The sequence below is a fragment of the Photobacterium galatheae genome, assembly GCF_000695255.1.
Classification (GTDB): domain Bacteria; phylum Pseudomonadota; class Gammaproteobacteria; order Enterobacterales; family Vibrionaceae; genus Photobacterium; species Photobacterium galatheae.
The window spans coordinates 95,644-112,920 of sequence record NZ_JMIB01000006.1 but is presented as its reverse complement, the minus strand read 5'-3'; the positions used below and the strand labels follow the sequence as shown (position 1 = coordinate 112,920).

The 17,277-nt window shown below is 52.9% G+C and carries 19 protein-coding genes and 3 tRNA genes; 5 read left to right on the top strand and 17 right to left on the bottom strand.

The window, feature by feature from the left end; all coding sequences use genetic code 11:
* Positions 1–21 precede the first annotated feature (21 nt).
* The 6 genes from EA58_RS04480 to mutY all read right to left on the bottom strand — a co-directional run bounded on the left by EA58_RS04480 (position 22) and on the right by mutY (position 3,178).
* A tRNA-Thr gene (locus tag EA58_RS04480) sits at positions 22–97 on the bottom strand.
* Between the two features lie 9 nt (positions 98–106).
* A tRNA-Asn gene (locus EA58_RS04475) sits at positions 107–182 on the bottom strand.
* A 45-nt stretch (positions 183–227) separates the two neighbouring features.
* Positions 228–303 (bottom strand) — tRNA-Phe (locus tag EA58_RS04470).
* 152 nt (positions 304–455) lie between these two features.
* A complete protein-coding gene (gene mltC, locus EA58_RS04465) occupies positions 456–1,592 on the bottom strand; it encodes a membrane-bound lytic murein transglycosylase MltC (protein ID WP_036749822.1) in 1,137 nt (378 codons plus the stop codon).
* A 126-nt stretch (positions 1,593–1,718) separates the two neighbouring features.
* Positions 1,719–1,991: an oxidative damage protection protein gene (locus EA58_RS04460; protein ID WP_036749819.1), complete on the bottom strand. Its 273-nt coding sequence runs from the start codon at positions 1,989–1,991 to the stop codon at positions 1,719–1,721.
* A 167-nt stretch (positions 1,992–2,158) separates the two neighbouring features.
* On the bottom strand, positions 2,159–3,178 hold the full coding sequence (gene mutY, locus EA58_RS04455) for an A/G-specific adenine glycosylase (RefSeq protein ID WP_036749469.1): 1,020 nt from the start codon (positions 3,176–3,178) through the stop codon (positions 2,159–2,161).
* Positions 3,179–3,525: 347 nt separating this feature from the next.
* Here mutY and trmB point away from each other — a divergent pair, with 347 nt between their 5' ends.
* Both trmB and glsB read left to right on the top strand, forming a co-directional pair.
* Positions 3,526–4,263: a tRNA (guanosine(46)-N7)-methyltransferase TrmB gene (gene trmB / locus EA58_RS04450; protein ID WP_036749466.1), complete on the top strand. Its 738-nt coding sequence runs from the start codon at positions 3,526–3,528 to the stop codon at positions 4,261–4,263.
* A gap of 117 nt (positions 4,264–4,380) precedes the next feature.
* A complete protein-coding gene (glsB, locus tag EA58_RS04445; RefSeq protein WP_036749463.1) occupies positions 4,381–5,301 on the top strand; it encodes a glutaminase B in 921 nt (306 codons plus the stop codon).
* Between the two features lie 57 nt (positions 5,302–5,358).
* Here glsB and hemW read toward each other — a convergent pair whose 3' ends face one another.
* The 7 genes from hemW to EA58_RS04410 form a co-directional block, all read right to left on the bottom strand.
* Positions 5,359–6,531: a radical SAM family heme chaperone HemW gene (hemW, locus tag EA58_RS04440; protein WP_036749459.1), complete on the bottom strand. Its 1,173-nt coding sequence runs from the start codon at positions 6,529–6,531 to the stop codon at positions 5,359–5,361.
* Positions 6,531–7,124, bottom strand: a complete 594-nt coding sequence (locus tag EA58_RS04435) for an XTP/dITP diphosphatase (RefSeq protein WP_036749457.1) — start codon at positions 7,122–7,124, stop codon at positions 6,531–6,533. The genes hemW and EA58_RS04435 overlap by 1 nt, the downstream gene beginning before the upstream one ends.
* Positions 7,125–7,294: 170 nt before the next feature.
* Entirely contained in the window at positions 7,295–7,723 is a 429-nt protein-coding gene (locus tag EA58_RS04430; RefSeq protein ID WP_036749455.1) for a DUF4426 domain-containing protein, read from the bottom strand.
* Between the two features lie 124 nt (positions 7,724–7,847).
* Positions 7,848–8,141, bottom strand: a complete 294-nt coding sequence (yggU, locus tag EA58_RS04425) for a DUF167 family protein YggU (RefSeq protein ID WP_036749453.1) — start codon at positions 8,139–8,141, stop codon at positions 7,848–7,850.
* Positions 8,138–8,692 (bottom strand): YggT family protein, encoded by a 555-nt coding sequence (locus EA58_RS04420; protein ID WP_036749452.1) that lies wholly within the window; start codon positions 8,690–8,692, stop codon positions 8,138–8,140. Before EA58_RS04420 ends, yggU begins: the two co-directional genes overlap by 4 nt.
* A gap of 9 nt (positions 8,693–8,701) precedes the next feature.
* Positions 8,702–9,520: a pyrroline-5-carboxylate reductase gene (gene proC, locus EA58_RS04415; protein WP_036749450.1), complete on the bottom strand. Its 819-nt coding sequence runs from the start codon at positions 9,518–9,520 to the stop codon at positions 8,702–8,704.
* Positions 9,521–9,568: 48 nt separating this feature from the next.
* A complete protein-coding gene (locus tag EA58_RS04410; protein WP_036749448.1) occupies positions 9,569–10,276 on the bottom strand; it encodes a YggS family pyridoxal phosphate-dependent enzyme in 708 nt (235 codons plus the stop codon).
* A gap of 23 nt (positions 10,277–10,299) precedes the next feature.
* On the opposite strand from EA58_RS04410, the gene EA58_RS04405 reads away from it, so the two are divergent.
* The 3 genes from EA58_RS04405 to EA58_RS04395 all read left to right on the top strand — a co-directional run bounded on the left by EA58_RS04405 (position 10,300) and on the right by EA58_RS04395 (position 13,990).
* Positions 10,300–11,334 carry a type IV pilus twitching motility protein PilT gene (locus tag EA58_RS04405; protein ID WP_036749446.1) on the top strand — a complete coding sequence of 345 codons (1,035 nt, stop codon included), beginning with the start codon at positions 10,300–10,302 and terminating at the stop codon, positions 11,332–11,334.
* A 15-nt stretch (positions 11,335–11,349) separates the two neighbouring features.
* Complete coding sequence (locus EA58_RS04400) at positions 11,350–12,459, top strand: PilT/PilU family type 4a pilus ATPase (protein WP_036749444.1); 1,110 nt, start codon at positions 11,350–11,352, stop codon at positions 12,457–12,459.
* Positions 12,460–12,679: 220 nt separating this feature from the next.
* Entirely contained in the window at positions 12,680–13,990 is a 1,311-nt protein-coding gene (locus tag EA58_RS04395; RefSeq protein WP_051641894.1) for a YjiH family protein, read from the top strand.
* 213 nt (positions 13,991–14,203) lie between these two features.
* Here the strand turns inward: EA58_RS04395 and ruvX are convergent, their stop codons facing one another.
* The 4 genes from ruvX to rsmE form a co-directional block, all read right to left on the bottom strand.
* The gene (ruvX, locus tag EA58_RS04390) at positions 14,204–14,632 is read right to left on the bottom strand and encodes a Holliday junction resolvase RuvX (protein ID WP_036749441.1); all 429 of its coding nucleotides are present in this window, start codon (positions 14,630–14,632) and stop codon (positions 14,204–14,206) included.
* On the bottom strand, positions 14,629–15,192 hold the full coding sequence (locus EA58_RS04385) for a YqgE/AlgH family protein (RefSeq protein ID WP_036749438.1): 564 nt from the start codon (positions 15,190–15,192) through the stop codon (positions 14,629–14,631). The genes ruvX and EA58_RS04385 overlap by 4 nt, the downstream gene beginning before the upstream one ends.
* Positions 15,193–15,335: 143 nt before the next feature.
* Positions 15,336–16,286, bottom strand: coding sequence for a glutathione synthase (gene gshB, locus EA58_RS04380; protein WP_036749435.1), 951 nt, complete (start codon positions 16,284–16,286; stop codon positions 15,336–15,338).
* Between the two features lie 15 nt (positions 16,287–16,301).
* Positions 16,302–17,033: a 16S rRNA (uracil(1498)-N(3))-methyltransferase gene (gene rsmE, locus EA58_RS04375; protein WP_036749432.1), complete on the bottom strand. Its 732-nt coding sequence runs from the start codon at positions 17,031–17,033 to the stop codon at positions 16,302–16,304.
* Positions 17,034–17,277: the final 244 nt, after the last annotated feature.

Here is a 17,277-nt window from a genome sequence, read left to right as displayed (position 1 = left end):
TTGTGCTTTACGCTGTATAAATGGTGCCGACTACCGGAATCGAACTGGTGACCTACTGATTACAAGTCAGTTGCTCTACCTACTGAGCTAAGTCGGCACACGAATTTGGCTCCCCCTGCTGGACTTGAACCAGCGACATACGGATTAACAGTCCGCCGTTCTACCGACTGAACTAAGGGGGAATTGTTCTTTCTTATGACGTTACCAGAACACCATAAATCAAATCATGGTGCCTCGAGGCGGAATCGAACCACCGACACGAGGATTTTCAATCCTCTGCTCTACCGACTGAGCTATCGAGGCAACGGAGCGCTATTAAACGGGTTTTGGCCCTTATCGTCAATACCTTTTTCCAGAAAAAAGTGCGATTTCGAATTGCTTGCTCGCTTTTTGCCCGTTATGGGGCGGCGAGCAGCAATTTTCAGTCTTTCCGGCAGTAAAGCCATGACTTTGTCTCAGATTTTCCCATTGTTAAAATCTTTTTGGTAGCGCGTGACTTTCTCCAGATATCGTCTTGCTTCGCCTTTCGGATGCTTGTTGGTCAGTGCCCAGTAGACCTGATTTGGCTTCAGCTGATTCAAATCCTGCATGGCGCGCTTGCGGTTCCTGTCGAAGGTACTCAACACACCGCCAGTACCGCCGTTGTAGGCGGAGATCATACTGTAGTGCAGCGAAAGCGGATTCCGTATCTCTTTCAGGTAACGGTTTTGCAGCAGGTAGAAGTAAGCGGTGCCGGTATCAATGTTTTTAGCCGGATCAAAAAGATACTGTGGTGAAGGCTGCCCGGAACGTTTTTTGACCAGCTTAAACACATCCGCACCCGCAGTTTTCGGCACCACCTGCATCAGTCCATAGGCATTGGCCGGACTGACCGCATAGGGGTTGAAACTGCTTTCTGTTTTGATGATGGCGTAGATCAGGTCTTCTTTGATGCCGTAACGGCGGGAGGCTTCACGAACGATATCAGCATATTTATAGCTTCGCTTGCTGACATGATCGGCCACCATGGGGATATCCACGTAGTAAGCCTTCTGGAAACGGACATCTTTGGTTTTGAGTTTGTTGTTGACCAGATATTCAGCAAAACGCTTGGCCCGCCAGGACCATTCAATGGATTTGCCATCCTGATCCAGGATCTGACCAAGCAGGAACGGACTGCCACTGAGGGCGAAGTCCTGGGCTGAGTACAGATCGACCTCTGCGGGATCGGCCGGCGTGAGCAGGGTGGTTGCAATGGCATCAATCAGGTGCTGTTTCGGGTTTGTGGTTGCCACGGTTTCTATGGTAACCACCCCTTTGTCGAAGTCGACATGGGCCCGGCTCTGGTAGCCATCGGTGTATTTGACGTAATGACGTTTGCTGGCCATGAGGACATTGTCATTCCCCCAGCGCTGTTTGACCTGACCACTGAAGCTCTGGATCAGGCGATCCAGCGCAGCGGTATCTTTTGTAAACTGGCCCGGTAAAGGGGCCAGATTTTTGGCAAAGCGGTTGGTCGGGGCGTAATTGACCGGATAGACTTTTTCGACCAGTTCTCGCGTGCAGCCACTGAGCAGCAGCGTGAATGTGGCCAGGAGGAGTGCTTTTTTCATGTTCTGCATATAAAAAATGACATCACTTGGATAAATGATGTCATTTTCTGTCTGCTCACGGTACGCTTTTTGGCCACTGCGACCTGAGAACGTGATGTTCATGCACACGTCTGGTGCACAAAGGCATTACTCGCTTGGCGGGGTGTAGCCGTCGATGATGACGTCCTGACCATCAAACAGGAATTTCACCATTTCTGTTTCCAGCAGCTTACGGTGCTCCGGATCCATCATGTTCAGTTTTTTCTCATTGATTAGCATGGTCTGCTTGCTTTGCCACTCAGCCCAGGCTTCTTTGGAAATGTTATCGAAAATACGCTTACCCAGCTCGCCCGGATACAGCTGGAAATCCAGACCTTCAGCTTCTTTCTTCAGTCGTGCACAAAATACAGTACGGCTCATGGGATCCTCAATCATGATTGGGTGGCGGTCTGAGATGACAGCCTGAATCAAATGTCTGGCACTAGTTTCCTGCTTCTGCCTGCGGGATTCAAGTTTGTTGAATGAAGTGTGCCCGTGTGATCGAATGCTTTTTCCCATCCGTTGCCGAATGGGAAAGCGCTGAAGCGTTAATTCGATATCCGCTTTTCAATAAACTTGCGGATTGGCGTGGGGAGTCCTAATTCACTGAGTGCATTGAGCGGGAACCATTGCTGATTCTCTGTTTGATCGCCCAGACGATCCACGCGCCAGACACTGGCATTGAGCTTGTAGTGGGTAAAGGTATGCTTGAATGTGCCTTTGAGCTGGACATGATCGCCAAGTTGCTCCGGCTCCAGATAGATTTGCGGCAGGCACCAGAGCGCGCCCCAGATGCCATTATCTTCCCGTTTTTCCAGCAGAATCTGGCCGTCGGACTCAATCCACAGGAATTGTCCGGGACGGGTCGGGACCACTTTTTTAGGTTTCGGTGTCGGCAGTTCTGCGACGCGGTCTGTGGTGAAAGCAACACACTGGTCCTGAAATGCGCAATCGCCACAGACCGGATTTTTCGGTTTACAGACGGTTGCCCCCATATCCAGCAAACCCTGTGCAAAGGCGCGGTTATGCTGTTGTGGGGTGAATTGCTCGGCATGATGCCAGAGCTGCTTGTCGACTTGCGTCGTGCCCGGGACGCCTTCAATGCCGAAAAAACGGCAGAAAAGACGTTTGACGTTGCCATCTACAATCGGGCCGTAAGTGTTGTAAGCAAAAGAAGCGATTGCGCCGGCAGTGTAGCGGCCGACCCCCGGGATCTTCAGAAGCGTATCGACTTGATCCGGAAACTGACCGCCGCATTCATGGACGATGTATTGCGCTGCTTTTCTCAGGTTCCGTGCCCGGGAGTAATAACCGAGTCCTTGCCAGTGACTCATCACGTCATCTTCAGAAGCTGCGGCGAGCCTTTCAACGGTTGGAAAGCTGTTCATCCAGCGTTCGAAGTAGGGGATAACCGTCGCAACTTGGGTTTGCTGTAGCATGATTTCAGAAACCAGCACCCGGTAAGGGGTTGGATTTTGCTGCCAGGGTAAATCGTGGCGACCATGGGTCTGCTGCCATTGGATCAGGCGGTCCTGGAATGTTTTGGGGGGCAGGGGTGATTGCTTCATAAATTTTTTCTTCACAGCAGTACTGACCAGACAGCCATCTTGTACGGAATCTTTTCCTGAGATGCTGTAGCGCTTTGAAATGATTCATGTTGCACCCAGGTGCGGCGAAATTGATCTGGCTGCACGGGTGTCCATTTTATTCTACGGGTCCGAAGGGACGACATTGCGGTGACGATTGCACCACAATCCGGGGTTGTCTTCAATGCGAATACGGTACTTGCACTTGGGCGTGAACTTTGGATAATGCCGGATCCGTTTATACCAAACTGAAGAGGATATCGGTTGGCAAACAGCCTTCTCTTCAGTTTGGTATCTGAATATCACTCTCCAAATTTAGGTAAGGACCCATGAGCCAAGAATCCAGAACGAATGCTGACGTCACCCTGACGGAATACACAGAAGACGGAAAGCTGGTACGCAAAATCCGTAGCTTTGTCCGCCGTGAAGGCCGTTTAACCAAGGGCCAGCAACATGCTTTGGATAACAACTGGCCAAGTATGGGCATTGATTTCGAACAAAAGCCTTTGAACTGGACGGAAGTGTTCGGTCGTGAAGGCCATGTGGTGCTGGAAATCGGCTTTGGCATGGGTGCCTCACTGGTGGAAATGGCGAAAAACGCGCCGGAAAAGAACTTCATCGGGATTGAAGTGCATAGCCCGGGTGTGGGTGCCTGTCTGATGGCGGCAGAAGAAGCTGGCCTGACCAATCTGCGTGTGATGTGCCACGATGCCGTCGAAGTGTTTGATTATATGATTCCGGATGGCAGCCTGGATACCGTGCAGCTGTTTTTCCCGGACCCGTGGCATAAAGCCCGTCACCATAAGCGTCGTATTGTTCAGCCTGCATTCGTTGAAATGGTACGTAAGAAGCTGAAAATCGGCGGTATTTTCCATATGGCGACCGACTGGGAAAATTATGCGGAGCATATGGTGGAAGTCATGAACGCGGCGCCTGGGTATGAGAATACCGCGACAGACGGTGATTATGTCCCGCGTCCGGACGATCGCCCGCTGACCAAATTCGAAGCACGCGGACATCGCCTGGGTCACGGCGTATGGGATATGAAGTTCGCCCGTACAGAATAATGTGCTATGGTTCATAGCCATTCAGGTTCAATATCGAATAAGATATGGGCCCTTTGAATACGATTAGCTTGAAAAGCCAGCCTTTGAGTTGGCTTTTTTGTCCTTTGGAGACAATGAATGAAGCCAAGTGAGCAGTTGCTGAATGACATTCTGGATGAAGTCCGGCCGTTGATTGGTCAGGGCAAGGTTGCCGATTATATTCCGGCCCTGGCTGAGGTACCGGCAGACCGGCTGGGGATTGCCGTCTGTTATAACGATGGTGAGGTGATTCAGGCTGGCGACAGTGAAGTTGGCTTTTCCATTCAGTCGATCTCCAAAGTGCTGAGCCTGACACTGGCCATGACGCTCTATGAAGCGGACGAGATCTGGTCCCGTGTCGGTAAAGAGCCATCCGGTCATGCGTTTAACTCCATGATTCAGCTGGAGATGGAACATGGCATTCCCCGCAATCCCTTCATTAATGCCGGGGCTCTGGTGGTTTCTGATCTGCTGCACAGTCGCTTGTCTGCGCCGCAGTACCGGATGCTGGAACTGGTCAGAACATTGTCCTGCAACGCGAATGTGGTGTATGACAAAAACGTGGCCGCTTCTGAGATGCAGCACAGCGATCGCAACGCCGCAATTGCGTATCTGATGCGCTCATTTGGCAATTTCGAAAATGAAGTGGTGCCGGTACTGGGGAATTATTTCGGTTACTGCGCCCTGAAGATGAGCTGCGTGGATCTGGCGCGCACTTTCAGTTATCTGGCCAATAAAGGGCAGCCGTTGTGTGCGGGCAAGCCTTTGATTTCACCAACCCAGAGCAAACAGATCAATGCCTTGCTGGCGACCTGTGGCCTGTACGACGGGGCGGGTGAATTTGCTTACCGGGTTGGAATGCCGGGTAAATCTGGTGTCGGCGGTGGGATTATCGCGATCGTACCGGGCGAGATGTCGATTGCGGTCTGGTCGCCTGAGCTGGATGCCTCCGGGAACTCTCTCGCCGGTACGGCAGCACTGGAGCTGCTGGCTGAACGTATTGGTCGTTCGATTTTCTAGTCGGAATTCAGTGCTAGCGTTTGTCGCTGACAGATGTCTGTCAGCGACAAACGGGTTTTAGTGGCGGTCTTCTTCGTCTTCATCGACAAAGGCAGCCAGCAGGTCATTGAGGAAGAGTTTGCCCTGCTCAGTAATCTGCCAGTTGTCTCCCTGATCCATCAGATACTGCTTGCCCAGTGCCCATTCTATCGGTGTCCGGATGCTGTCCAGCGGCAGGCCGGTACGCTCAACGTAGTCCTGTTTCGGACAGGCTTCCAGCAAACGGAAACGGTTCATGAAGAACTCGAATGGCCGTTCGGTGTCTGCCACCTGCGTTTCCTGATCCAGATAAGGCTTTTGCGGATTGAGATAACCACGCGGGTGTTTTACTTTCACGGTCCGGGTGATCGTACCGTCAGCAAAGCTGATCTTTCCGTGTGCCCCACAGCCGATGCCAAGGTAGTCCCCAAAGCGCCAGTAGTTCAGGTTGTGCTGACACTGCTTGCCCGGTTTGCTGTAGCCGGAAATTTCATACTGTTCATAACCGGCGGCAGCCAGCAGGGCATGGCCCTGTTCAAAGATATCCCAAAGGTCGTCGTCATCCGGCAGCGTTGGTGGTTTCGAATAAAACAGGGTGTTCGGCTCAATGGTCAGCTGATACCAGGACAGATGCGGCGGATCTAAGGCAATCGCCTGCTTCAGATCGGACAGGGCATCTGACACGCTCTGATCCGGCAAGCCATGCATCAGATCCAGATTGAAGCTGTTCAGACCTGCTTCTTTCGCCAGTCCCGCGGCCCGAATCGCTTCTTCACAACCGTGAATCCGACCCAGACGTTTCAGTTTGTCGTCCTGAAAACTCTGAACACCGATGGAAATCCGGTTTACGCCTGCTTCCCGGTAGGCTTGAAAACGGCCTGCTTCAACAGTACCCGGATTCGCCTCCATCGTGATTTCAATGTCATCACTGAAAGGAATACGGGCCTGAATACCCGACAGCAACCGCCCGATTTCCGGGGCGGAGATCAGGCTGGGGGTGCCGCCACCAATGAAGATGGAGTGCAGGGGTCTGCGGCTGTCTGTGAGCTGATAGCGGGCCAGATCCGTATCCAGATCTTCCAGCAGTGCATCAATGTAATCCAGCTCCGGAATATCATTTTTCAGTGCATGGGAATTGAAGTCGCAGTAAGGGCACTTCTGGACACACCAGGGAATATGCACATACAGGCTCAGCGGTGGCGGTACTAACATCAGGCGTCCTTCAGGGCAGCAAAGAGTTGTTGCAGGGCTTTGCCGCGGTGTGACAGTTGTTTCTTGCGCTCAGGGGCCAGTTCGGCCGAAGCGCAGTTTTCTTCCGGTACCCAGAAGACCGGGTCATAGCCGAAGCCGTTTTCACCGACGGCTTCCGTCAGAATACGCCCTTCCCAGGTGCCATGGCAAACCAGTGGGGTCGGATCGTCGGCATGGCGCATCATCACCAGCACACAGTGGAAACGTGCAGTCCGCTCAGACTCTGGCACATCTTTCATGGCTTCCAGCAGTTTCTCCAGATTCTGAAGGTCAGTGGCGCCTTCGCCGGCATAGCGGGCCGAATAAATTCCGGGCGCGCCTTTCAGGGCATCGACTTCCAGACCTGAGTCGTCAGCAATGGCTGGCAAGCCGGTTTCTTTGGCGGCATGGCGGGCCTTGATGATGGCGTTTTCAATAAAGGTGGTGCCGGTTTCGGCGACGTCAGAAACGTTCAGATCGCTCTGGGCGATCACTTCAAAGCCAAAGTCGGCCAGCAGGTTTGCCATTTCACGGACTTTGCCCTGATTGCCGGTTGCGAGAACGAGTTTGCTCATGGAGACTCCTGGTCAGTAGGACTGGGGAAAGCTGGGGCGCTATCATACCCACAGGTGACGCAAAAGCCAAAAACAGAAAAGAAGGGCCGGGCCCTTCTTTTTTCAGATGCAGAAGCTGAGAAAACTTCAGATGCTGAGTATTCAGATATCTCGCATCGCTTTTCTTTTATTTATTCAGCGAAGTAGGTCTGTTCGAACTGAATATTCCCACGGGTGGATTGGCGCGACACATCAATATTGAACCGGAAGCGTTCTTCATTGGCGTGCGACAGCTCAGCGATATAGTAAATGGCATCGCCTTCGCGGATTTCACGGAAGGTCAGATTTTTCTCTGTACCAACCAGATTTCGCGCCGTCCCTTTCACCACAGCAGCGACTGCGGGTTTACCTTCCACACTGCTGTCGAGCACAGTCACGTTGATTAGTGCGGAATAACGACTGCGCTGAATTCGGTAGGTTTTCGCCACTTCCGGAGTCAGAAAGGTTGAAGGAAAGGTGGAATAGTGAACCTCCAGTTCACCGATATTTTTCAGTTGCTCGGCATGCACGGGAAGAGAGAGACCGAGTAGAGCAATAAAAGCAACAAGTAACTGTTTCATAGGGCTGTCCTTTGATCCTGTTGAGATGTGTCTCATGATAGAAGACCTTACACACCAAGGGGATATTGCTGCATTCTTTATAGTATAGAGTGACTTGCTTTGGCTAGCTGTACGCGCCTGAGACTCACAACATCTGGCTGAAGAGGTCTGGAATCACCTGAGGAGACTGAATACGGATTTGCTTATGCCGTCCGGTTTCGCCTTTTTCGATGATCACCTGGCCTTTGGCCACTTTGAATTGTTTGGCCAGGTATTTCACCAGATGGCTGTTTGCTTTGCCGTCGACAGGCGGTGCCGTAATCGCCACCTTGATTTCATCGCCATGCAGACCCACCAGTTGATCCCGGCTGGCTTTGGGCTGAACGTAAAAGCGGATCACCAGATCCGCTTTATCCTGACTGACAGCTTGTTGCGTCATAGCTGGAACCAAATCGGACCGACCAGATCACCAATCAGGAAGTTAGCAAACTGCAGACCAATAAAAAGAACCAGGACACTGAGATCCAGACCACCCATGACCGGGACAAAGCGGCGAATTGGTGCCGTCATTGGCTCGGTGAGCTGGTGCATCACATATTCAATCGGACTGCGGCCCTGGCTGACCCAGCTCAGAATGGCACGGATTAGCAGCACCCAGAACACCAGTCCACCTGCGGCTTTCAACAAAGATAGCGCGCCGTAAAAAAAGAGGGATGGATTCAAAACTAAAGTGCCAGTGATGACCCAGTTCAGGCTGACGAATTTGACGACCGTCAGGATATAAGCCAACAGCAGGGTTGCCAGATCCAGTGAACCGAGCGACGGGATAACACGGCGAAGCGGGCCAACAATGGGTTGTGTCGCTTTGACGATAAATTGTGAGAACGGGTTATAGAAATCTGCCCGTGCCCATTGCAGCCACAGTCGTAACAGAACAACCATGATGTAAAGCGAAAAGGCAGTACTGATTAAAAAAACTAACGAATTCATATCTAGACCTTAAAACAATTGTTCCATTTCCTGTGCGCGGCTGACAGCGGCCTGCATTGCTTTCGCTACGATATCACTAAGTTGCGCTTCGTTAAATGTACGGATCGCTTCTGCGGTGGTTCCGCCTTTGGAGGTGACCTGTTCACGCAGGGCCGACAGCTCTGTGTCCGGGCTGGCGAGTACCATGCCTGCGGCCCCTGCCGCTGCTTGCTGAACCAGTTCTCGGGCCGTTTGTTTATCAAATCCCTGGCGAATCGCTTCGGTTTGCATCGCTTCCATAAACAGGAAGAAATAGGCCGGTGCACTGCCTGCGGCGGCGATGACCCCGTTGATACCCGATTCTTCAGAAACCCAGCAGGTTTTCCCGACCGCGCTCATCAGGTTGTCGGAGAAGGTGCGATCCGGTTCGGTGACCTCTGTACCGGCATACATGCCGCTCATGCCTTTGCCAATCAGCGATGGGGTGTTCGGCATGACGCGCACCAGACTGACTTTTGCCGCCAGCATTTCCTGTAATCGGGCGACCGAGATACCGGCTGCAATGGAGATGACCAGTTTGTTTTTGAAAACAATCGATTGCAGGGGCTGGCACACGGTTTCCATCAGTTGGGGTTTTACCGCCAGAACAATCACATCAGCCTGTTGGGCTGCGCGGAGGTTATCGCTGTCGGTATGGATGCCGTACTCGCGGGCCAGCGGTTCACGGCGCTCGGCACTGGGTGCGGTGGCGGTGATCTTTTCAGCCGGATAGCCACTGGCAACCAGACCGGCAATGATAGAGCGGGCCATGTTGCCGGCACCGATAAATGCGATTGAACGATGTTCCATGAAAAAATCCTTCTAAAATTGAGAAAACGTCTGCTTTTTCAGGCGGCGTTAGCTGTAATTCCGGGCGCCAAAAATGGCGGTGCCGATTCGCACAATGGTACTGCCGGCTGCGACCGCAGCTTCCATATCACCGCTCATACCCATCGACAGGGTATCCAGCGTGATGTCTGGCAGCTGTTGCTGTAATGCGTCTTTGGCCTGAGCGAGTGCGGTAAAGGCGCTGAGCTGACTGTTGTAGTCATCGGCTTTCTCCGGAATCGACATCAGGCCCCGTAACTCAAGGTTAGGCAGCGAAGCGATTTCGGTCGCCAGCGCGGACAGCTCGTCAAAATCCACACCGGATTTCGAGGCTTCACCGCTGGTGTTGACTTGCAGCAGGATGTTCAGCGGCGGCAGATTGTCCGGACGCTGCTCACTGAGACGACGGGCAATTTTAGCCCGGTCGACGGAGTGGACCCAGTCGAAGTGTTCCGCAATTGGCCGGGTTTTGTTGGACTGAATCGGGCCGATAAAGTGCCAGCTCAGAGCCAGATCCGGTTCAGTTGCAACAAAGTGCTGAATTTTATCCACGCCTTCCTGCACATAGTTTTCACCGAATGCCCGCTGTCCGGCAGCGATGGCATCAGTAATCGCGCTGACTGGCTTCGTCTTACTCACCGCCAGCAGTTGCACAGAATCCGTATCACGCCCGCATTTCTCACAGGCCTCGCGGATCTCCTGGGTGACCTTTGCAATATTTTGTCTGATACTACTCATAATTGATTCTTAAGGGGAAATGTATGGATATCACCGAGCTACTGGACTTTAGTGTAAAGCATAATGCCTCCGATCTGCACCTCTCTGCGGGTGTATCGCCGATGATCCGGGTCGACGGCGATGTCCGGGCGCTCAGTATCCCGCCATTCTCCCACGAAGTGGTGCACCGACTCATCACAGATATTATGGATGATGCGCAGCGCCGGGAATATGAAGAGCACCTCGAAGTCGACTTTTCTTTTGATCTGCCGGATGTCGGTCGTTTTCGGGTGAATGCTTTTCAGCAGTCTCGGGGCTTCGCAGCGGTCTTTCGTTCGATACCGGTCACTGTTCCGTCACTGGAATCGCTGGGCGTTCCGGAGGTGTTCTATCAGATAGCCAGAAGCCAGCGGGGTCTGGTTCTCGTGACCGGTGCTACCGGATCAGGCAAGTCCACCACCATTGCTGCGCTGGTGGATCATATCAACGCCCATACCCATCGCCATATTCTGACGATTGAGGATCCGATTGAATTTATCCATGAGAGCAAACGCTGTCTGATCAATCAGCGTGAAGTCCACCGGGATACCCATAGCTTTCAGAACGCCCTGCGTTCAGCATTACGGGAAGATCCGGATGTCATCATGGTTGGCGAGCTGCGGGATCAGGAGACCATCCGCCTTGCCTTGACGGCTGCGGAAACCGGCCATCTGGTGCTGGGCACGTTGCATACCAGCTCGGCAGCGAAAGCGGTCGACCGGATCATCGATGTATTCCCCGGCAACGATAAGGCGATGGTGCGGTCAATGTTGTCGGAATCTCTGCGGGCGGTGATCGCTCAGTCGCTGTTGAAATGCCCGGGCGGCGGCCGGGTTGCGGCGCATGAAATCATGATGGCGACGCCTGCGATCCGCAACCTGATCCGGGAAGACAAAGTCGCGCAGATGTATTCGATGATCCAGACTGGTGCCAGTATCGGAATGCAGACCATGGAGCAGGCCGTGAATCGCCTGCTGGCACAAGGGGTGGTCGAACCGGATGAGGTTGCCAGAGTGACAGAACGGACTCAGGGGATGTAGCACAGGAAGCCAATCATGGAACTTGCAAGTATGCTGACGCAGATGGTCGCAGCGCAGGCATCGGATCTTTATCTCACAGTTTCAGCACCCAGCCAGCTGAAAATTGACGGCCAGCTTCAGGCCAGCGGGCAGGCTCTGACAGCGGAGGCGGTTGAACATCTTTGCCGGCAGGCGATGTCTCCCGAGCAGTGGCAGACGTTTGTCGCATCGAAAGAAGCGAATTTTGCGCTGGTCAGAGACGGACATCGTTTTCGTCTCAGTGCGTTCTGGCAGCGGGAGCAGCCGGGCATGGTGATCCGGCGAATTGAAAGCATCATTCCGGATGTTGATGCCCTGACGTTACCGGAACCGATGAAAGCCTTGGCACTGGCGAAGCGCGGGCTGGTGCTGGTCGTGGGTGCAACGGGGTCAGGCAAATCAACCTCAATGGCGGCACTGACCGGTTATCGAAACCGAAACCGCAGCGGTCATATCCTGACGGTGGAAGATCCGATTGAGTTTATCCATCAGCATGGCTGCTGTATCGTGACCCAGCGTGAAGTCGGACTGGATACCGAAAGCTACGAAGTTGCCTTAAAAAACTCGCTGCGACAGGCACCGGATATGATTCTGATTGGCGAGATCCGCAATCAGGAGACCATGGAATATGCACTGAACTTTGCGGAAACCGGGCACCTTTGCATGGCCACCCTGCACGCTAACAATGCGAATCAGGCGCTGGAGCGGATCCTGCATCTGGTGCCCAGCGAGCGACGGGAGCAACTGCTGTTCGATCTATCCCTGAATCTGAAAGGGATCCTGGCGCAGCAATTGATCCCGGATGCGAATGGGACGGGCCGCCATGCTGCGTTTGAACTGCTGATCAATACCCCCAGAATCTCGGATCTGATCCGAAGAAATGCCCTGCACGAGCTGAAAGAAACGATGGCGAAAGGAAAGGAGCAGGGCATGCTGACCTTTGATCAGTCCTTGTTTGCTTTATATCAGGCTGGAAAGATCAGCGAAGCAGATGCGCTGGCACATGCAGATTCAGCCAATGATGTCCGGTTGATGATCAAACTGGGCCAGTCCGGGCAAACGGAACCCGGGCACAGTCTGGCCGGAGTCTCGATTCGCTTTGACTGAGCTGTTTGTTCACCCGCTTTCCCTTATCCTTTGGTGTACAGGTTTTTCAGCTTTTGGGTTGTAATGATCCAAAAGCTGATCAGGTTGCCCGTGATTGTGCCTGATAATACATTTGTTAATTATTTGTGATCCCGTCGTTGATTTCAAAATAACCATCTTGAGCGCTATGGATTCACTCTCTATATGTATATACAAATGTAATGAAGAGGGAGCGAATGATATGGAACAATCACAGACCCGTACCAGTGCATCAGATGCACTGGCACGTTTTCGGCTGCTGGTACTCAGTGCTGTCGGAATCTTTTTCTTTTTTATTCCCATTACAATTGGCGGGAAGTCGACCATTCCGCTGGATCATTTGGTTGGTCACATCAAAAGTTGGTTGGGCAGCGGTGTAGCCTGGTACGCACTGGGCATGATTGTCGTGGGGGCGGCGTATCCGTTTGTGTCTGGCCAATGGTCGAAGAGTCTGACGGATAAGACGTTTTCAGTGCTGAAGTTGCTGGGGGCTGTGGCGGCTGTGATGGCGGTGACCGGGACTGGCCCTGAATTTCTGCACAGTAAAGATATGCTGCCGTTTTTGTTTGAAAAACTGGTGATTTCAGTCGGACTGATTGTGCCGGTCGGGGCTGTATTTTTGTCTTTTCTGGTCAGCTACGGGTTGCTGGAGCTGATTGGCATTCTGGTGCAGCCGGTGATGCGGCCGATCTGGCGGACACCGGGCCGTTCAGCGATTGATGCGGTAGCTTCCTTCGTCGGCAGCTATTCACTGGGATTACTGATCACGAATCGTGTATACAAATCGGGTCAGTATTCTGCGAAAGAAGCGGCGATTATCGCAACAGGATTTTCAACGGTCTCAGCCACTTTCATGATCATTGTGGCGAAGACGCTGGATCTGATGGCAGTCTGGAATTTGTATTTCTGGGGGACGCTGGTGATCACTTTCCTCGTTACGGCGATTACGGTGCGTTTACCGCCACTGCGGGGAATGGATGAGTCGGTTCGGGATCCGGAACCGGATGCCGGTCGTGAGGGACGATTCCAGACGGCGTATCAAACCGGGATGGATGTAGCACGTCAGGCGCCATCGCTGGGAAGCGGAATCCGATCGACGATCAAAGATGGTTTGCTGATGACGATTGCCATTCTGCCGTCCATCATGTCGGTCGGGCTGATTGGTCTGCTGGTTGCCAAGTACACCCCAGTCTTTGAGTGGCTGGGTTACCTGTTTTATCCGTTTACCGCGATTTGGGGCATAGAGGGGGCGAAAGCACTGGCGCAGGCGTCGGCATCAGGACTGGCAGAAATGTTCCTGCCCGCACTTTTATTGCGTGAGGCAGATGTTGTGGTTCGCATGGCTTCGGCTGTGGTTTGCGTGTCCAGCGTTCTGTTCTTTTCGGCATCAATACCGTGCATTCTGTCGACCTCGATTCCGCTCAGTGTCGGCCGTCTGGTGGTGGTCTGGTTTATCCGCACCGCGCTCAGTTTGTTGCTGGCGATCCCGTTTGCGCTTTTAGTGGTTGGGTAAATCGTGGTCGGGCCGATGTAGCGCCTCATGTTTCCCCTGAGGTCAAAAGAGAAAGCCCCGGTACAAGCGTGTCCGGGGCTTTTTTCGTTCGGGGGTGTACAGCTTTCCGCGCTTTGGGTCACCCATGATCCAAAAGCCTGCTGGGCTGTATAAGGCGGGTGTATAAAGCAGCTGTACGCAGCAGGCTGTATTGCGCGGTTCGGTACAGGCAAATTAACCGTATTGCTGTTCAAACCAGCTTTCTAAGATGACAACCGCAGACTGAGAATCCACATTGCCTTTACTCAGTGAGCGGTAGCCACCCCGGGCAAACAGATCGGAACGGGCTTCGACCGTGCTCAGTCGTTCATCGTGCATCTCAACCTGGCAGCCGAAGCGGCCATGCAGTCGGTTGGCAAACTTGCGCGCGCGTGGAGTAATACTGGCCAGTTCTTCACCATAAACATCCAGTGGCAAACCCACGATGACCAGATCCGGTTGCCATTCCTTGAGCAGCTTTTCAATGGCTTCCCAGCTCGGGATACCGTCATTGGCTTTCAGAGCAGAAAGCGGGTTGGCAGTGCCTGTCAGTTCCTGGCCGATTGCGGCGCCAATGCTTTTCACGCCATAGTCAAAGGCGAGTACTGTACGGGATGTGCTCATGAATGTCCTACTTCTGTTGACAGGTTCGCCGAATGAATGCCCAGTTTGGCAACGGCTTTTTCCCAGCGCTCACTGATGGGGGTTTCGAAGACCACTTCCGGATCCGCCTCCATGGTCAGCCAGCTGTTCTCTGCCAGTTCCTGCTCAAGTTGTCCGGCAGTCCAGCCGGCATAGCCAAGGGCCACGATAAACTGACTGGGTTCATCTTTGGTACCCAGCAGTGGCAGAATATCTTTGGACGTGGTCATCTTGATCTCGTCGGTCAGATCCAGGCTGGAGCTGTAATTTGTTTTGCTGTTATGCAGCACAAAGCCGCGGTCGCCGGCCACAGGGCCACCGAGCATGACGGGTTTCTTCAGGCTGTCTGGATGATCCAGCGGCAGCTCACGCTCCACTTCTATTTGTTCCAGCATACTGCCGACTGATACATCAATCGGCAGGTTGATGACAATACCCATGGCACCTTCGTCGTTGTGCTCGCACACATAGACCACACTGCGTTTGAAGTGTGGATCCTGCAGACTGGGCATGGCCACCAGAAAATGATTGGTGAGGTTCATCATTCAGTCCTTACAACAAGCGCTCATAGATACAGTATGAGAACTCTTTGGCTTAAATGGTATGTCTGGCTGAGGTATTGTCTGAGATCTATCGCGGATCTCTGATGATCGGTTAGACAATACACTCAGTCACAGTGTTCCGGTTAAGCGTCTTTCAGACGACGTTCAATGGCATCCATCAGTTTTCCGGTGATGGAAATATCGAAGGCAGCTTCAATTTCACGGATACAGGTCGGGCTGGTGACATTAATTTCTGTCAGTTTGTCGCCAATCACGTCCAGGCCGACAAAAATTAGACCTTTTTCTTTCAGGGTCGGCGCTACGGCCTCGGCAATTTGACGGTCTGTCTCGCTCAGTGGACGGGGTTCGCCCCGGCCTCCGGCAGCCAGGTTACCACGAGTTTCACCTTCTGCCGGAATACGTGCCAGACAGTAAGGCATTGGCTCGCCGTCAACGACCAGAATACGTTTGTCCCCGTTACTGATGTCCGGTACGAAAGACTGAGCCATACAGTAGAACTGACCGTTGTTGGTCAGGGCTTCGATGATCACCGACAGGTTCGGATCGCCTTGTTTGACACGGAAAATCGAGGAACCGCCCATGCCATCCAGCGGTTTGAGGATCATGTCGCCATGGGTTTCATAGAAAGCACGGATCTTGTCATCACGTCGGGTCACAAGTGTGGTTGGCGTCAGCTCCGGGAACCAGGCGGTGAAGAGTTTTTCGTTACAGTCGCGCAGGCTTTGCGGCTTGTTGACGATCAGGGTGCCTTCTTCTTCCGCGCGTTCCAGAATATAGGTCGCGTAGATGTATTCTGTGTCGAACGGCGGATCTTTACGCATCAGCACAGCATCCAGATCGCTCAGGGCAATTTCCTGCTCGCCATCGAAACTGAACCAGTCGTTCGGATCTTCTTTCAGGGTCACGATACGGGTGCGAGCCAGTGCTTTGCCCTGCTCCAGAGACAGATCGGCCATTTCCATGTAGTGGATTTCCCAGCCCCGACGCTGCGCTTCCAGCATCATTGCAAAACTGGAATCTTTCTTGATGTTAATGGACTGGATGGGATCCATCACAATACCCAATTTGATCATGTCTTTTCTCCTTGGTTAGCCGAGATCGCCAAAGCGAACCTGTAGCGCAGTCATTGCCGTCATGGCGGCAGTTTCGGTTCTGAGGACCCGCGGGCCCAGCAGCACTTCACTGAACTGGTAGTCTTCGGTCATCCCGATTTCCTGCTCCGACAGGCCGCCTTCCGGGCCAATCAACAGGCGAACACGGGAAACCGGGGCGGGCAGGGTATTAATGGAATATTGGGCTCTTGGGTGCAAATTCAACTTCAGGCCGTCAAATTCTTCTGCACACCAGTCTTCCAGCTTCATGATCGGACGGATCTCAGGCACCACGTTGCGGCCGCATTGTTCACAGGCACTGATGGCGATTTTCTGCCACTGGGCGAGTTTTTTATCGAATCTGTCCTGGCTCAGTTTGACGCCACAACGTTCTGAAATCAGCGGGGTGATGCTGCTCACACCCAGTTCTACGGATTTCTGAATGGTGAATTCCATCTTTTCCCCGCGGGAAACCACCTGACCCAGATGCAGCTCCAGCGGGGATTCCACATTGTTTTCACGGCGTTCGCTGATCTCAACATCCACCCGCTTTTTGCCGGCTTCGGTGATGACGGCCGGAAACTCAGCATTGCTGCCATCAAACAGCAGAACTTCCTGACCGGGTTGCATGCGCATGACGCGGCCCACATGATTGGCGGCGTCGTCACTTAAGGTCACTTTTCCGCTTGCAGGCAGCGGCTCAGGATGGAAAATACGTGGCACTCTCATATTCGATTCATTGGCTGTGAAGATAAAATCTGGGGCCAGTATATCAAGCTTGAAGACAATGTATCGAACATTGCTTGTGGTGGATTGAAAAACGACGATATGACCGCGTTGTTCGATAAAGGACGGGGTGTGCTGAAATCAGATATCCCTGACGCCATTTCAGCTAAAAATAAGGGATAGAATAAGCAACATGTTGTGCTTTTTTGGGATGGCAGAATCCGCTTGATGATATTAGGGACAGACA

What these genes read in the sequence shown, in the direction of transcription:
- mltC (WP_036749822.1), bottom strand. Translation starts at nt 1,592, where the DNA reads ATGAAAAAAGCACTCCTCCTGGCCACATTCACGCTGCTGCTCAGTGGC.
- EA58_RS04460 (WP_036749819.1), bottom strand. Translation starts at nt 1,991, where the DNA reads ATGAGCCGTACTGTATTTTGTGCACGACTGAAGAAAGAAGCTGAAGGT.
- mutY (WP_036749469.1), bottom strand. Translation starts at nt 3,178, where the DNA reads ATGAAGCAATCACCCCTGCCCCCCAAAACATTCCAGGACCGCCTGATC.
- trmB (WP_036749466.1), top strand. Translation starts at nt 3,526, where the DNA reads ATGAGCCAAGAATCCAGAACGAATGCTGACGTCACCCTGACGGAATAC.
- glsB (WP_036749463.1), top strand. Translation starts at nt 4,381, where the DNA reads ATGAAGCCAAGTGAGCAGTTGCTGAATGACATTCTGGATGAAGTCCGG.
- hemW (WP_036749459.1), bottom strand. Translation starts at nt 6,531, where the DNA reads ATGTTAGTACCGCCACCGCTGAGCCTGTATGTGCATATTCCCTGGTGT.
- EA58_RS04435 (WP_036749457.1), bottom strand. Translation starts at nt 7,124, where the DNA reads ATGAGCAAACTCGTTCTCGCAACCGGCAATCAGGGCAAAGTCCGTGAA.
- EA58_RS04430 (WP_036749455.1), bottom strand. Translation starts at nt 7,723, where the DNA reads ATGAAACAGTTACTTGTTGCTTTTATTGCTCTACTCGGTCTCTCTCTT.
- yggU (WP_036749453.1), bottom strand. Translation starts at nt 8,141, where the DNA reads ATGACGCAACAAGCTGTCAGTCAGGATAAAGCGGATCTGGTGATCCGC.
- EA58_RS04420 (WP_036749452.1), bottom strand. Translation starts at nt 8,692, where the DNA reads ATGAATTCGTTAGTTTTTTTAATCAGTACTGCCTTTTCGCTTTACATC.
- proC (WP_036749450.1), bottom strand. Translation starts at nt 9,520, where the DNA reads ATGGAACATCGTTCAATCGCATTTATCGGTGCCGGCAACATGGCCCGC.
- EA58_RS04410 (WP_036749448.1), bottom strand. Translation starts at nt 10,276, where the DNA reads ATGAGTAGTATCAGACAAAATATTGCAAAGGTCACCCAGGAGATCCGC.
- EA58_RS04405 (WP_036749446.1), top strand. Translation starts at nt 10,300, where the DNA reads ATGGATATCACCGAGCTACTGGACTTTAGTGTAAAGCATAATGCCTCC.
- EA58_RS04400 (WP_036749444.1), top strand. Translation starts at nt 11,350, where the DNA reads ATGGAACTTGCAAGTATGCTGACGCAGATGGTCGCAGCGCAGGCATCG.
- EA58_RS04395 (WP_051641894.1), top strand. Translation starts at nt 12,680, where the DNA reads ATGGAACAATCACAGACCCGTACCAGTGCATCAGATGCACTGGCACGT.
- ruvX (WP_036749441.1), bottom strand. Translation starts at nt 14,632, where the DNA reads ATGAGCACATCCCGTACAGTACTCGCCTTTGACTATGGCGTGAAAAGC.
- EA58_RS04385 (WP_036749438.1), bottom strand. Translation starts at nt 15,192, where the DNA reads ATGAACCTCACCAATCATTTTCTGGTGGCCATGCCCAGTCTGCAGGAT.
- gshB (WP_036749435.1), bottom strand. Translation starts at nt 16,286, where the DNA reads ATGATCAAATTGGGTATTGTGATGGATCCCATCCAGTCCATTAACATC.
- rsmE (WP_036749432.1), bottom strand. Translation starts at nt 17,033, where the DNA reads ATGAGAGTGCCACGTATTTTCCATCCTGAGCCGCTGCCTGCAAGCGGA.